The sequence below is a fragment of the Pseudarthrobacter sp. LT1 genome, assembly GCF_035621795.1.
Taxonomy (GTDB): Bacteria; Actinomycetota; Actinomycetes; order Actinomycetales; family Micrococcaceae; genus Arthrobacter.
Window position 1 is genome coordinate 3497030 of the sequence record NZ_CP141830.1, and the last position, 13136, is coordinate 3510165.

Genomic DNA, 13136 nt, shown 5'->3' on the forward strand with positions numbered 1-13136 from the left:
GCAGGGTTCCAGCGATGTGGGCGGACCTAGATGCTGTAGCGCTCGTCCTCGTGGTCGCCCGGGTGGTCCTTGACCAGGCCCGCGGCCAGGGTGTTGCCGTCGAGCGGATCGATCACCAGGAACGCGCCGGTGCGGCGGTGGTGCAGGTAGTTCTCCAGCGGCAACGGGGCGGCGAGGCGGAGCTGCGCGTGCCCGATGTCGTTGAGCTCCAGGCTGGAGGCACCTTCGAGCTTGAAGGTGGCCAGGTCCAGCTTGCCGGAGACGCTGCGGACCATCGCCTGGACGGTGCGGGTGCCGTGCTTGACCAGGACCTTCTGGCCCTCGCGGAGCGGCTTCGGGGACAGCCAGCACAGGGCGGCGTAGAGGTCGGCAGAGGCTTCGCGGACCGTGCCGGCGGCGGCGATGGTGTCACCGCGGGCGACATCGAACTCGTCCGCCAGCCGGATGGCCACGGACTGCGGGGCGGCGGCTTCCTGCAGGGAGGAGCCGGCGAAGTCGATGCCCACCACGGTAGTGGTCCGCGGCGACTGGCCCGGCGTCAGCACGGACACCTGGTCACCCACCTTCACCGAACCTTCCGTGATCTGGCCGGCATACGCGCGGTAGTCGCGGTAGGCCTCTACATCCAGCCCGGCGGCGACGGCGTCGGGAGCCAGCGCACCCTGGGGCCGGATGCCCAGCTGCACGGGGAAGCGGAAGCTTTCCAGGTGGCTCTCGAGCTCATCGGCGGCGGGGAGGGTTTCGAGGACCTCCAGCAGCGCGGGGCCGGTGTACCACGGGGTGCGCTCAGAGCGCTCCACCACGTTGTCGCCGTCGAGTGCGGAGACGGGGATCACCAGCAGGTCGCTGATTCCGTCGGAGCCCAGGCCCAGTTCGCGGCCCACCTGTTGCACGTCGGCTTCGATGTCGCGGAACACCGACTCGCTGAAGTCCACCAGGTCGATCTTGTTCACGGCCACGATCACGTGGGCCACACGCAGCAGCTGCAGCACGGACAGGTGCCGGCGGGTCTGCTCCAGGACACCCTTGCGGGCGTCAATGAGGACGACGACGGCATCCGCAGTGGACGCGCCCGTCACCGTGTTCTTGGTGTACTGCACGTGCCCGGGGCAGTCGGCCAGGATGAAGCTGCGCTGGTCGGTGGCGAAGTAGCGGTAGGCCACGTCGATGGTGATGCCCTGTTCGCGCTCTGCACGCAGGCCGTCAGTCAGCAGGGCCAGGTCGATGCCGCCCTTGTCACCGCCAAATCCGCGGTCCGCGGAGGTACGGGCGACGGCGTCGAGCTGGTCGGCCAGGATTGCCTTCGAATCGTGCAGGAGGCGGCCCACCAAAGTGGACTTTCCGTCGTCGACCGATCCTGCCGTGGCAAAGCGGAAGAGGGTGGTGGGCAGGGCCGTTTCCAGGTCCGCCGGGAGAACTGCTTCGGTGGTCATTAGAAGTACCCGTCCTTCTTGCGGTCTTCCATGGCGGCCTCGGAGATGCGGTCATCTGCGCGGGTGGCGCCACGTTCGGTCAGGGTGGAGGCGGCGACTTCGACCACGACGTCGGACACCGTGTACGCGTTGGACTCCACGGCACCGGTGCAGGACATGTCCCCTACGGTGCGGTAGCGGACGGTCTTGGTGATAACTTCCTCATCGGGGCGCGGCTGGGACACTTCGCCCACTGCGCGCCACATGCCGTCGCGGGCGAAGACTTCGCGTTCGTGGGCGTAGTACAGGCCGGGCAGCTCAATGTTCTCGCGCTCGATGTAGCGCCAGATGTCCAGTTCGGTCCAGTTGCTGATGGGGAACGCACGGACGTGCTGGCCCACAGTGTGGCGGCCGTTATAGAGGTTCCACAGCTCGGGGCGCTGGTTGCGGGGGTCCCACTGGCCGAACTCGTCGCGAAGGCTCAGGATGCGCTCCTTGGCGCGGGCCTTGTCCTCGTCGCGGCGGCCGCCACCGAAGACGGCGTCGAATTTGTTCTGCTGGATGGCGTCCAGCAGCGGCACGGTCTGCAGCGGGTTGCGGGTTCCGTCGGCGCGCTCGGCCAATTCACCGCGGTCGATGAACTCCTGCACGGAGCCCACCACCAGCTTCAGGCCCAGGCGCTCAACGGTGCGGTCGCGGAAGTCGATGACCTCGGGGAAGTTGTGGCCGGTGTCCACGTGCAGCACGGGGAAGGGGACCTTGCCCGGCCAGAAGGCCTTGGTGGCCAGGTGCAGCATCACCACGGAGTCCTTGCCGCCGGAGAACAGCAGCGCAGGCTTCTCGAACTCGGCGACAACCTCGCGGATGATGTGGATGGCCTCGGACTCAAGGGTGTCCAGGCTGGACAGTCGGGTTGAGACGCCGGCCTCGGTCACCTGGGTCTCCTCGGTAAGTGAAGTGCTCATACGTGTAGTCCGCATTCTGTCTTGTCGGATCCTGCCCAGCGGCCGGCGCGGGGATCTTCGCCGGGCGCCACCTTGCGGGTGCAGGGCTGGCAGCCAATGGAGGGGTAACCCTGGGAAAGCAGCGGGTTGACGGGCAAAAGGTTGTCGTCCGAGTACTGGACCAACTGGTCGAACGTCCACGCTGCCATGGGGTTGACCTTGACCAGGCCGTTCTTTTCGTCCCAGGTGACCAGCGGCGTGTTGGTGCGGGTGGGGGCTTCGTCGCGGCGGACGCCGGTGAACCACAGTTCGTAGCCGGCGAGCGTGCGCTGCAGCGGCGCCACTTTGCGGAGGGCGCAGCACTGGGCAGCGTCCCGGGCGAAGAGGTCCTTGCCCAGGAGCCGGTCCTGCTGTTCCACGGTATTCTCCGGCAGCACGTCCACCACGTTGACGCGGAGGTTCGCGGCCACCTCGTCGCGCGTGGCGTAGGTTTCCGGGAAGTGGTAGCCGGTCTCCAGGAACAGGACGTCGACGCCGGGCATCTGGTCGGCGACCAGGGCCGGCAGGACGGCGTCGGCCATGGAGCAGGCGACGGCGACGGCGGGCAGGTCGAAGTTGCGCTCCACCCAGGCGATCACGTCGCGGGCGGGGGCGTCCCAGCCGAGCTCAGCTGCGCCGGCTTCTGCAATGGCCTTGAGCTCTTCGACAGGGCGCTTGGCGGGTGCGGGTGCGAGATGCTTTGCCATTACTGCAGTGCCTCCTCGTCTGCTGCGTGGGCCCATTCGGCGAAGGTCTGGCCTTCGGCGCGGTCGGCCACGAACCGGCGGACCACGCGCTCCACATAGTCGGGCAGGTCGTTGACGTAGACCTTCAGGCCGCGGACGGTGCGTCCCAACCCGGCTTCCTCGCGGTCGTTGTTGGCCAGCCCGCCGCCCAGGTGGACCTGGAAACCCGGGGAGGGGTCGCCGTCGGGCGTTGGCAGCATCATGCCCTTCAGGCCGATGTCGGCCGTCTGGATGCGGGCGCAGGAGTTGGGGCAGCCGTTGATGTGCAGCGACAGTGCCTGCGGCAGCTGGCCCGAGCCGGCGAGGTCTGCCAGGCGGCGCTCGAGTTCGGCGACGGCGGTAGCGGCCGTGTACTTGGTCTCTACGATGGCCAGCTTGCAGTACTCGATGCCGGTGCAGGCAATGGTGCCGCGCCGGAAGACGGACGGGCGGGCGGACAGGCCCAGACCGTCCAGTTCGGCGATGAGCGGCTCCACCTGGTCCTTTTCGACATCGAGGACCACGATTTTCTGGTGCGGGGTGGTGCGCAGCCGGTAGGAGCCGCGGGCCTCCAGGGTGTCCGCGAGCTTGACCAGGCCGGACCCGGAAAGGCGGCCGGCGATCGGGGTGGCACCGATGAAGAACTTGCCGTCCTTCTGCTCGTGCACGCCCACGTGGTCGCCCGGGGTGGCGGGCTTGGGCGCAGCGGGGCCGTCGGCCAGCTTGTAGCCCAGGTATTCGTCCTCGAGGATCTGGCGGAACTTCTCCGGGCCCCAGTCGGCCAGCAGGAACTTCAGGCGGGCCTTGGTGCGCATGCGGCGGTAGCCGTAGTCGCGGAAGATGCTGGTGACGCCCAGCCACACGTCTGCGGCCTGGTCCGGCTTCACGAACGCACCGAGGCGCTTGCCCAGCATGGGGTTGGTGGACAGCGCGCCGCCAACCCAGAGGTCGTAGCCGGCGCCGAGTTCCGGGTGTTCGATGCCCACGAACGCGCAGTCGTTGATCTCATGGACCACATCCTGGCTGGGGTGGCCGGTGATAGCGGTCTTGTACTTGCGGGGCAGGTTGGACAGCAGCGGGTTGCCGATGAACCGCTCCCCCAGCTCGGCGATGAGCGGGGTGGGGTCGATGATCTCGTCCTTGGCGATCCCGGCCACGGGCGAGCCCAGGATGACGCGGGGCACGTCGCCGCAGGCTTCTGTGGTGGACAGGCCCACGGACTCCAGTCGGTTCCAGATCTCCGGGATGTCTTCGACCCGGATCCAGTGCAGCTGGATGTTCTGGCGGTCGGTGAGGTCGGCGGAGTCCCGGGCGAAGTCCACGGAGATCTGGCCGATGACGCGCAGCTGCTCGGTGGTGAGGGCGCCGCCATCGATGCGCACGCGCAGCATGAAGTATTTGTCTTCGAGCTCGTGCGGCTCCAAGGTGGCGGTCTTGCCGCCGTCGATCCCCTGCTTGCGCTGGGTGTACAGGCCCCACCAGCGGAAACGGCCGTGCAGGTCCTGGCCGGGGATGGCGTCGAAGCCTTCCTTGGCGTAGATGGTCTCGATACGCTCGCGGACGTTCAGGCCGTCGTCTTCCTGCTTCCAGGTTTCGTTGGCGTTCAGCGGCGTCTTGCCGTCCACTTTCCACTGGCCATGCGGCTTCGCAGCGGGGCGGGACGGGCGGGCGGGGCGCTTGGGGGCAGCGGGGTCCGCCGACGCTCCGGCTAGAGCTGTATCAGTCATGCATCGACTGTAGGGCGGCGCCGAATACCGTCACAAAGGCCCGGAAACGCTAAGTCACCTAGGGAAATATTTCGTCACGAAACGCTGGAGGGCCTTGAAGAACCCATCCTGCTGTGCATCGGCGGGAGCCTTCTCCGGGGCTTCGGCGGGGGCTGCCACGGGTGCTTCCGGTGGAGTTCCGTCCATGGCGGCGACGGCGGCGTCGTACCTGTCGAGCGCGATCTCCGCGAGTGTCGGGGACGGCAGCAGGGGCCGGGTCACGACGTCGGCACCCGCCTTCGCCAGCTGGTCGTGGAAGAAGCCCGGTGCCAGGAGATACGAGGCAATCACCACCCGGCCGCCGACGTCGACCGCTCCGGCGGACTCCCCCGCCCCGGCACCCCCGGCGAGCTCTTCGCGGAGCATGGCGACGGCGTCGGGCACTGAAGGCTGGGCGGAGGCACCGTAGGCGGCCACCATCCGGTTGGACCGCAATGCCCGGAGCTGGCCCAGCAACTCCTCGACGCTCACGGCGGCGTTGGGGTTGGATGAGCCCGCAGCGGCCAGGACGATGACGTCATTGTCGGTGGTGCCGGCCTCGCGGAGCCGCTGGTCCAGCAGGGCCGCGAGTCGCTGGTCGGGGCCAAGCGGTGCTGCGGCGGCACTGCCCGGCCGGCTCTTCACGGCCCGGGCGATGTCAACCTTCACGTGGTATCCAACGCTCAGCAGGAGCGGCACCACCACCGCAGCTTCCCCCTCCGGCAGGCCCGCCACCACATCCACCAGGTCCGGCTGCTGGACGTCCACATAGGCTTCCCGGACATCAAGGCCCGGGCGCAGTTCCGCGATGGCGGCGCGCAGGGCGTTGACCTCCGCGGCCCCCTGTGTGTTGGACGTCCCATGGGCACAGGCGATCATGATGGGGCTGTTCATAGGGGCTAGCGTAACGTTGGAGCCGCCCTGTCCGCCCTCTTTGAAATACCGGGACGCCCCATGACATTCGCCTTTGACAACTCCCCGGTGTGGCTGGACCTGCTGGGCGTGTTCTTCTTCGCGGTATCGGGCTCGCTGCTGGCGGCGCGGAAGCAGATCGACATTGTGGGATCCCTGCTGCTGGCCTCCCTGGTGGGGCTTGGCGGCGGCGTCATCCGCGACATCATCCTGGGCATAGTTCCGGCGGCCTTCACCAACCCGGCGTATCTGGCACCACCACTGCTGGCCACCGTGCTGGTGTTCTTCCTGTTCTCCAGTGTCCAGCGCTACACCTCGCTGTTGACCCTGTTCGATGCCGCCGGCCTGGCCCTGTTCTGCATGACCGGCACCATCAAGGCGCTGGCCACCGGCCTCAACCCGGTGGCCTCAGTACTGCTCGGGGTGACGTCGGCGGTGGGCGGCGGCCTGCTCCGGGACATCACGGCCAACGAGGTGCCCGAGCTGTTCAACCCAAAGGACATTTACGCGCTGCCCGCGTTCGTGGGGTCCTCACTGACAGCAGTGCTCTGGGTCCTTGGCGTGTTCAACGTGCTGACAGCAGCCGGGATTGCGGCGCTGGTCTTCACGTTCCGCATCCTGGCGTGGCGGCGCTCCTGGCAGGCGCCGCTTGCCGTCCGCGGGTGGCACCGGAGGGCAGGCGATTCAGGGCTGTGACGTTGGTTTCCATGTCATTTTGGGAGCGCCGCCATTAGCTAGGATATGAGCATGACTGACATGTTCCTCGAGAAGTTCCGCGCGCTTGTTCCGAAGTATCTCGAGGATGAATGGCAGGAAGCGGACGGCCTGACGCCCGAGGAGCTGGACAAGGCCCTCGCAGACCACCAATTCGAGATCCCCCTGGTCCTGCGCGAGTTCTACCTTGCACTGGGCGGCTGCGAGGACCTGATGGAGGCCTACCACTACTTCTGGGACCCTGAAGAGCTCGAGGTCGACGACGAAGGCTTCCTTATGTTCCTCGAAGACGAAGAGGAAGCATTCACCTGGGGCTTCCGCGTGGGCGACCTCAGCGTCCCGGACCCCATCGTGTACCGCCGCAACAATGCCCGCGGCCAGTGGAAGTCCGAGGAAGGCACCTTCTCCGAGTTCGTCTTCGACATGTTCGAGTGGGCGTTCGAGGACGAAGAGGAAGAGTAAAGGGCTCCCTTTTCTTTCGTTGACGTAAATGCGTCACTTATGGACCGGACCTTGGCGAGTGCCCCTGCGTTTGCAGGGGCACTCGCTGGTTAACACCCCGTAAATCACGCAAACAGGTCGCCAGGCCTGCTGTTTGCCGGCCTTCGCTACACCCGCAGCACCGCCTTGACCTCCGCGACCATGGCTTCGGGACGGTGGATGACGTCCTCATAGTAGTAGCGCAGCACCAGGTAGCCCCCAACGATGCTCCGGTTGTTGCGCCGCTGGTCCCGCTTGATGGACTTCGGCTCGAAGTGCGTTGAGCCATCCGTCTCCACCACCAGGCACTCCTCGACCAGGAAATCCACCTCTCCAACTCCGGCAATGTAGACATGCCGCCGAACCCGTAGTCCAGCCCGAGCGAAATAGACATTCGCGAGTACCTCCAGCACGGAGTCCGCGCGGGGAATCACCAGGTCCAAAACCGACCGGGCGCGCCCGTTGCGGCGTCCCTGGCAGCGCGCGTAAAGGAAATCGAGTGAAATGGCTCCGGCGCCCACAGCCGACTGCACCATCACCAGGGCCTCCATTTCCGGCAGGCAGTGCAACGCATGAAGAAGCACATCCGCGAGCCCCAGCGCAGGCAGCCAGGGATGCCGCGAATGCTTGGGCCGGCCATGGTCAACGACTCCGGACGTATGGGTGGGGTGACTCCGGCTTAGGTGCAGGTCAGATGGGTCGTTCAGAGTCCACAGCTGGTAGATGGGCGCGGCGGACAAACACGTGAGCCGCCCGCCGGCTGTCAGAGCCCTTGCAACCCGTCCATCGCCCGGCAGTGCATAGACACCGCGCCTGATTCTTATCACGAGGCCCAGCGCCACCGACCGTCCCACACGGGTACGCGTGAAGCCGGCCCTTTGCAGTTCGAGAGAGCGGGCTGCTCCCCCACGCCTGGCCAGGTAGTCGCAGATGTCCATCCCTCATCGTGGCCGTGCGCAGCCCTCGACGAAGCAGAGGATTCTGGCCATGTGAATAACGGCCCCACAGTCGCTGACGCGATTGCGTGATTTTTTGGCTGTGCAGGAATCCAGTCCCGCGTACTTGAGGGGTGTGGAACCGCCGGTCCAGCTATAAATCACGCAATTGAGCGAGTACTCTTCCACGGCAGCCGGCGGAGCTGGCTGAAAACTCTTTGACACACACAGTTACAGAGGACTTGCGCGTTATGACAAATCTGTCATAAGCTATTCACGGATCCGCTAAACGCCTCCGGCGGGTCTGATGCGAACGGAGAGATAGCCCCGGTTCACAGCAGCTTCGGTTGTTGAGGACCGGGGCTATCCCGTTAAGCCCGGCTGCCACGGCCGAACCGGCACAACGAAGAAGCCCGGCACCTCGCGGCTGCATCAACCAGAGGTACCGGGCCCCAAATGGACAGTAATCAGCTGGCGCGGTCCACCACAGCCAGCGCGAAGTTGGACAGTGACTCCTTGACCACGCCCTCGGGCAGCGGAGCGAGCGCTTCAATGGCTTCCTTGGCCCACTGCCGCGCCACCACCCAGGACTCCGCGGTGACAGGGTGCTCGCGCAGTCCGGCAACGGCGGCAGCCAGCGCCTCGTCCGAGGACAGGTCGCCGTCGATCAGCTTCAGGAGGTCGACCGCGGACTGGTCGCCATCAGCGGCAGCCTTGCGCAGGAGCAGCACCGGCAGGGTGGGTACCCCTTCGCGCAGGTCGGTTCCCGGCGACTTGCCGGACTTGACCTTCACTCCGGTGACATCGATGACGTCATCGGCGAGCTGGAAGGCCACGCCCACCTTCTCGCCGTACTCCACCAGGACGTCCTCGTAGGCCTCGTCGGCGCCGGAGAAGATGGCGCCGAACTGGCCGGAGGCGGCAACCAGCGATCCGGTCTTGTCTGCGATGACGGAGAGGTAGTGCGCCACGGGATCCTCGTCCGGACGCGGACCGACGGTCTCGTGCAGCTGGCCCAGGCACAGCCGCTCGAAGGTGCGCGCCTGGATGCCCAGTGCGCGGCCGCCCAGCTCGGAGACCAGGATCGAGGCACGGGCAAAGATCAGGTCTCCGGTCAGGACGGCGACGGAGTTGCCCCACACCTCGTGAGCCGTGGGAGCGCCGCGGCGGAAGGGCGCGGAGTCCATGACGTCGTCGTGGTAAAGGGTTGCCAGGTGCGTCAGTTCCACCACGACGGCGGCCTGCACCACGGCGGGCAGGGACGCGTCACCGAGGTGGGCACACAGCAGGGTCAGCAGTGGACGGATCCGCTTGCCGCCGGCTTCCACCAGGTGGCGCGACGTTGCGTCAGCCAGGGGATCCGAGTTGGCGATGGCTTCGCGGAGCTTCTTCTCCACCTTGGCCAGGTTGTTGGTGATGGCCGGGCCCAGCTCGGCGTCCCCCGCGATGGCCGCAAAGCCTGCAGGCAGCTGGAGGCCCGTGGCGATGGCGGTGGTGTTGAGGCTGGGTTCGGAGTCCGGCAGGCCGTGCCCGGCGTGCGTCCAGCTGTGGTCTGCGGAGTTGGTCACGGGTTAACCCTAACTTTTTGTTGCGGATACCGCTGGTTCGGAGCTGACGGGGTATTGGATGTGGCCGGAACCAGTGATTCCAGGACGCGGATCACCCGGTCCTCGAAGCCCTTTGCGGCGGGGTCTGTGAGGTTGGCCAGAAGCCGGACCACGAACCGCATCAGCACGGGGATGGGCATGCCGGTGCGCAGTGCGAGCTTCATGACGGCCGGCTTCCCGATCAGCGCGGCGAAGGCCCGCCCAAGCGTGAAGTGCGATCCCCAATGGTTCCGCACATAGTCCGCGTACCGCGCAAGGTGCGCATCGGCGTCGTACGTTCCGCCCGAAGCAGCCGTGCGTGAGGAGGCGTCGATGATGAATTCGGCGGCGAACCGCGCGGACTCCATGGCGTAGGAGATACCCTCGCCGTTGAAGGGCGAGACCATGCCGCCGGCGTCGCCCAGCAGGAGCAGGCCGGGCGAGTAGTGCGGGGTGCGGTTGAAGCCCATGGGCAGGGCGGCACCGCGGATTTCGCCCACCTGGTTCTCCGGCGTGAAGCCCCAGTCGGCGGGCATCCCCGCGGTCCATTCACGGAGGACCTGCTTGTAGTCGAGCTTGCCGAACTCCTTGGAGGAGTTCAGGATGCCCAGGCCCACGTTGGACGTGCCGTCGCCGACGCCGAACACCCAGCCGTAGCCGGGCAACAGCTTGCCGTCTCGGCCGGGGAGCTCCAGCCAGCCTTCCATCCAGTCGTCGTCGGTGCGCGGGGAGGTGAAGTAGGTGCGGACAGCGACGCCCAGGGGGCGGTCATCGCGCTTCTGGATCCCCAGGGACACGGCGGTGCGCGTGGAGTTGCCGTCGGCAGCTAGGACGACGTCGGCACTGAACTCGCGCGTCTCCCCCGTCTTGCGTCCGGACGCGTCCAGGAGCGCTGCGCGGACACCGGTGACCCGGCCGGCGTCGTCCCGGAGGGCTTCGGTCACGCTGTGCCGCTCGAGGATGGTGGCCCCGGCGGCCTCGGCGTGCCGCGCCAGTTCCTCGTCGAAGCCCAGGCGCGTGCGGATCAATCCGTATTGCGGAAAGTCGGACACCTCGGGCCAGGGCAGCTCGATGGTGCGGCCGCCGGCGATCAGGCGCAGGCCCTTGTTCCGGCGCCAGCCGTCGTTCTCCGGGTGCGGCAGGCCGAGCTTCTGGATTTCGCGGACGGCGCGCGGGGTCAGCCCGTCACCGCAGACCTTCTCGCGCGGAAATGCGGTCTTTTCCAGGACTGTGACCTCGAGGCCGGCCTTGGCCAGGTAGTACGCGGCGGTGGATCCGGCCGGACCGGCGCCGACAATCAGTACCTTCACAGGTCAGCGGACAGTGTTGCGGCGCAGCTTGGCCACCGGGCCCTTGTGCGCAGCGATGGCGGCAGCAGCGCCGTCGGGCGAGGAATCAGCCGGCTTGAACGCGCGGTGCACGGCCACGATGCCGCCGGTGAGGTTGCGGTAGGTGACCTTCTCCCAGCCGCTCTCCTGCAGCCATGCGGCCAGGTGGTCCTGGTCCGGCCAGGCGCGGATGGATTCGGCGAGGTAGACGTATGCGTCCGGGTTGGAGGCGACCTTGACGGCGATGGCCGGCAGGGCGCGCATGAGGTATTCGGTGTACATGGTGCGCCACAGCGGAACCACCGGCTGCGAGAACTCGGCGATGACCAGCCGGCCGCCGGGCTTGGTGACGCGCAGCATTTCCTGCAGCGCCTTCTTGGGTTCGTTTACGTTCCGCAGCCCGAAGGAGATGGTGGTGGCGTCAAACGTGTTGTCGGCGAACGGCAGGTTGGTGGCGTCACCGGCGATGAAGTCGATGTCAGGGCGGCGGCGCTTCCCCACTTTGAGCATGCCCAGGGAGAAATCGCAGGCCACAACGTCTATGCCGGCGTCGGCATACGGTTCGCTGGAGGTGCCGGTTCCGGCCGCGAGGTCCAGGACCCGCTGGCCCTTGGAGACTTCCATGGCGTCCACCACGATCTTCCGCCAGCGGCGGGTCTGCCCCATGGAGAGGACATCGTTGACGACGTCGTATTTCGGTGCGACGTCGTCAAACATCGTGGCTACTTCGTCCGGACGCTTATCCAAGGATGCTCGGTTCACCATGACATTGTCTCAAATGTTCCTGACGGTCCTGACCAGCCATGCCGGGCTCCTTCGGAGGGTGTCCGGGCGCCGGGAAGGCCCCGGCGTACGCGGGAGTAGTGTTGTCTCATCATGACGAGCACGTTCCGCACCCTGACGGTCCCCCTGGATGACAAAGCATTCCCCGGGGGACTGCCTTCGTTTCTGGTCCGGGACGATGTCCTCTGCTGGACCCGCCGCGAAGCCGGGCTGGCCGGTTTTGGCGAGATTGCACGGTTCACCTCCTCGGGCCCTGACCGGTTCCTTGAGGCGGACATCTGGTGGCGGCACCTGGTCCTGGAGGCTGAGGTGGCGGATTCCGTGGAGCTGCCAGGCACCGGTCCCGTGGCTTTTGGTTCCTTTGCTTTCTCCAAGACGTCAGCCCACGAGTCACGGCTGATCGTGCCGGAAATCGTGGTGGGCGTGCGGGACAACCAGGCATGGCTTACCCAGCTGACGTTCGACGGCGGCCCGCTCACCGAAGAGACGGCCCTCGCCGCACTGGACCGCTGGCTGGACGGCGGTTCCCACGCCGCCTCCGCCACGGAAAGCACGACGCCGGCAGCGAACTCAGCCGGGGACGCTTCAGTCGGTGACGTGCCCGCCCAGGCAGGGGGCGCCGTCGTGCGTCCCCTCCCGCTGGCTGCCGGCGCAACGCTGCACACAGGTTCCCTCAGCGAAGAAGCGTGGATGGAGGCCGTGGCCGCCGGTGTTGCCGAAATCCGCACAGGCGCCCTGGAAAAGCTGGTGTTGGCACGGGACGTCGTGGCAACTATTCCCTCCGGCGTACATGCCGCGGACGTGCTGCGGGAGCTGGCTGCACGGTACCGCGAATGCTGGACCTATGGCGTGGACGGCCTGGTGGGGGCCACACCCGAGATGCTGATCCAGGTGGAGGGTCGCACCGCCCAGGCCCGCGTGCTGGCCGGCACCCTGGACCGCCGCGACGCGCACGGCGAGGACGGTCCGCCGATGGACTACGCCACCCGCGTCCTGGCCGGATCCGAGAAGCAACGGCATGAGCATGAGATCGCCATCCAGTCGCTGACCAAGCAGCTGGCACCTTTCTCCGAGGCGATGAATGCCCATGACGAACCTTTCATCCTGGAACTGCCCAACGTCTGGCACCTGGCCTCCGACGTCAAGGCCGAGCTCACCGAGGTGGAAGGCCACGTGCCCACCTGTTTGGCCCTGATCAACGCGCTGCACCCCACCGCCGCGGTCTGCGGGACGCCCACACTGGTGGCCGGTGAACTGATCCGCAGGCTGGAGCACCTGGACCGCGGGCCGTACGCCGGGCCGGTGGGTTGGCTGGACGCTGCCGGCAACGGCGAGTGGGGCATCGCCCTGCGCGGGGCGGTCATAGAGTCCCCTGAGACCGTGCGGCTGTATGCCGGCTGCGGCATCGTTGACGGCTCGCAGCCGGAGGCCGAACTGGCCGAGACCTGGGCCAAGTTCCGGCCGATGTTGGAGTCCCTGGGCATCAGCAGCTGAGGGTCCTCCGCACCACAACTGGGCAAGGAGTCTGGGATG

General features: G+C 67.0%; 12 protein-coding genes. 3 read left to right on the forward strand and 9 right to left on the reverse strand.

Annotation, left to right across the window (positions count from 1 at the left end):
• Positions 1-26 precede the first annotated feature (26 nt).
• The 5 genes from VIK36_RS16440 to VIK36_RS16460 are packed head-to-tail and all read right to left on the reverse strand — an operon-like array spanning position 27 to position 5759.
• Positions 27-1433: a sulfate adenylyltransferase subunit 1 gene (locus VIK36_RS16440; RefSeq protein ID WP_324642765.1), complete on the reverse strand. Its 1407-nt coding sequence runs from the start codon at positions 1431-1433 to the stop codon at positions 27-29.
• Positions 1433-2377: a sulfate adenylyltransferase subunit CysD gene (cysD, locus tag VIK36_RS16445; protein ID WP_110541436.1), complete on the reverse strand. Its 945-nt coding sequence runs from the start codon at positions 2375-2377 to the stop codon at positions 1433-1435. The genes VIK36_RS16440 and cysD overlap by 1 nt, the downstream gene beginning before the upstream one ends.
• Positions 2374-3102: a phosphoadenylyl-sulfate reductase gene (locus tag VIK36_RS16450; protein WP_159631156.1), complete on the reverse strand. Its 729-nt coding sequence runs from the start codon at positions 3100-3102 to the stop codon at positions 2374-2376. The genes cysD and VIK36_RS16450 overlap by 4 nt, the downstream gene beginning before the upstream one ends.
• Positions 3102-4847: a nitrite/sulfite reductase gene (locus VIK36_RS16455; RefSeq protein ID WP_324642768.1), complete on the reverse strand. Its 1746-nt coding sequence runs from the start codon at positions 4845-4847 to the stop codon at positions 3102-3104. Before VIK36_RS16455 ends, VIK36_RS16450 begins: the two co-directional genes overlap by 1 nt.
• Positions 4848-4901: 54 nt before the next feature.
• Complete coding sequence (locus VIK36_RS16460; protein ID WP_324642770.1) at positions 4902-5759, reverse strand: sirohydrochlorin chelatase; 858 nt, start codon at positions 5757-5759, stop codon at positions 4902-4904.
• A 60-nt stretch (positions 5760-5819) separates the two neighbouring features.
• Between VIK36_RS16460 and VIK36_RS16465 the strand changes: the two genes are divergently transcribed.
• Together VIK36_RS16465 and VIK36_RS16470 are read left to right on the forward strand one after the other, a co-directional pair.
• Positions 5820-6473, forward strand: coding sequence for a trimeric intracellular cation channel family protein (locus VIK36_RS16465; protein WP_324642772.1), 654 nt, complete (start codon positions 5820-5822; stop codon positions 6471-6473).
• A 51-nt stretch (positions 6474-6524) separates the two neighbouring features.
• Positions 6525-6953, forward strand: a complete 429-nt coding sequence (locus VIK36_RS16470) for a hypothetical protein (protein ID WP_175316201.1) — start codon at positions 6525-6527, stop codon at positions 6951-6953.
• Between the two features lie 146 nt (positions 6954-7099).
• Here the strand turns inward: VIK36_RS16470 and VIK36_RS16475 are convergent, their stop codons facing one another.
• The 4 genes from VIK36_RS16475 to VIK36_RS16490 all read right to left on the reverse strand — a co-directional run bounded on the left by VIK36_RS16475 (position 7100) and on the right by VIK36_RS16490 (position 11582).
• Positions 7100-7507 (reverse strand): endonuclease domain-containing protein, encoded by a 408-nt coding sequence (locus tag VIK36_RS16475; protein WP_324645302.1) that lies wholly within the window; start codon positions 7505-7507, stop codon positions 7100-7102.
• Between the two features lie 866 nt (positions 7508-8373).
• On the reverse strand, positions 8374-9474 hold the full coding sequence (locus tag VIK36_RS16480) for a polyprenyl synthetase family protein (RefSeq protein ID WP_255172970.1): 1101 nt from the start codon (positions 9472-9474) through the stop codon (positions 8374-8376).
• Complete coding sequence (locus tag VIK36_RS16485; RefSeq protein WP_324642773.1) at positions 9471-10802, reverse strand: geranylgeranyl reductase family protein; 1332 nt, start codon at positions 10800-10802, stop codon at positions 9471-9473. Before VIK36_RS16485 ends, VIK36_RS16480 begins: the two co-directional genes overlap by 4 nt.
• A 3-nt stretch (positions 10803-10805) precedes the next feature.
• Positions 10806-11582 carry a demethylmenaquinone methyltransferase gene (locus tag VIK36_RS16490; RefSeq protein ID WP_255175632.1) on the reverse strand — a complete coding sequence of 259 codons (777 nt, stop codon included), beginning with the start codon at positions 11580-11582 and terminating at the stop codon, positions 10806-10808.
• A 114-nt stretch (positions 11583-11696) separates the two neighbouring features.
• On the opposite strand from VIK36_RS16490, the gene VIK36_RS16495 reads away from it, so the two are divergent.
• Complete coding sequence (locus VIK36_RS16495; protein WP_324642774.1) at positions 11697-13097, forward strand: isochorismate synthase; 1401 nt, start codon at positions 11697-11699, stop codon at positions 13095-13097.
• Positions 13098-13136 lie beyond the last annotated feature (39 nt).

Excerpts from the sequence above, each read along its gene's own strand:
- VIK36_RS16440 (WP_324642765.1), bottom strand. The coding sequence starts at position 1,433 with ATGACCACCGAAGCAGTTCTCCCGGCGGACCTGGAAACGGCCCTGCCC.
- cysD (WP_110541436.1), bottom strand. The coding sequence starts at position 2,377 with ATGAGCACTTCACTTACCGAGGAGACCCAGGTGACCGAGGCCGGCGTC.
- VIK36_RS16450 (WP_159631156.1), bottom strand. The coding sequence starts at position 3,102 with ATGGCAAAGCATCTCGCACCCGCACCCGCCAAGCGCCCTGTCGAAGAG.
- VIK36_RS16455 (WP_324642768.1), bottom strand. The coding sequence starts at position 4,847 with ATGACTGATACAGCTCTAGCCGGAGCGTCGGCGGACCCCGCTGCCCCC.
- VIK36_RS16460 (WP_324642770.1), bottom strand. The coding sequence starts at position 5,759 with ATGAACAGCCCCATCATGATCGCCTGTGCCCATGGGACGTCCAACACA.
- VIK36_RS16465 (WP_324642772.1), top strand. The coding sequence starts at position 5,820 with ATGACATTCGCCTTTGACAACTCCCCGGTGTGGCTGGACCTGCTGGGC.
- VIK36_RS16470 (WP_175316201.1), top strand. The coding sequence starts at position 6,525 with ATGACTGACATGTTCCTCGAGAAGTTCCGCGCGCTTGTTCCGAAGTAT.
- VIK36_RS16475 (WP_324645302.1), bottom strand. The coding sequence starts at position 7,507 with ATGGTGCAGTCGGCTGTGGGCGCCGGAGCCATTTCACTCGATTTCCTT.
- VIK36_RS16495 (WP_324642774.1), top strand. The coding sequence starts at position 11,697 with ATGACGAGCACGTTCCGCACCCTGACGGTCCCCCTGGATGACAAAGCA.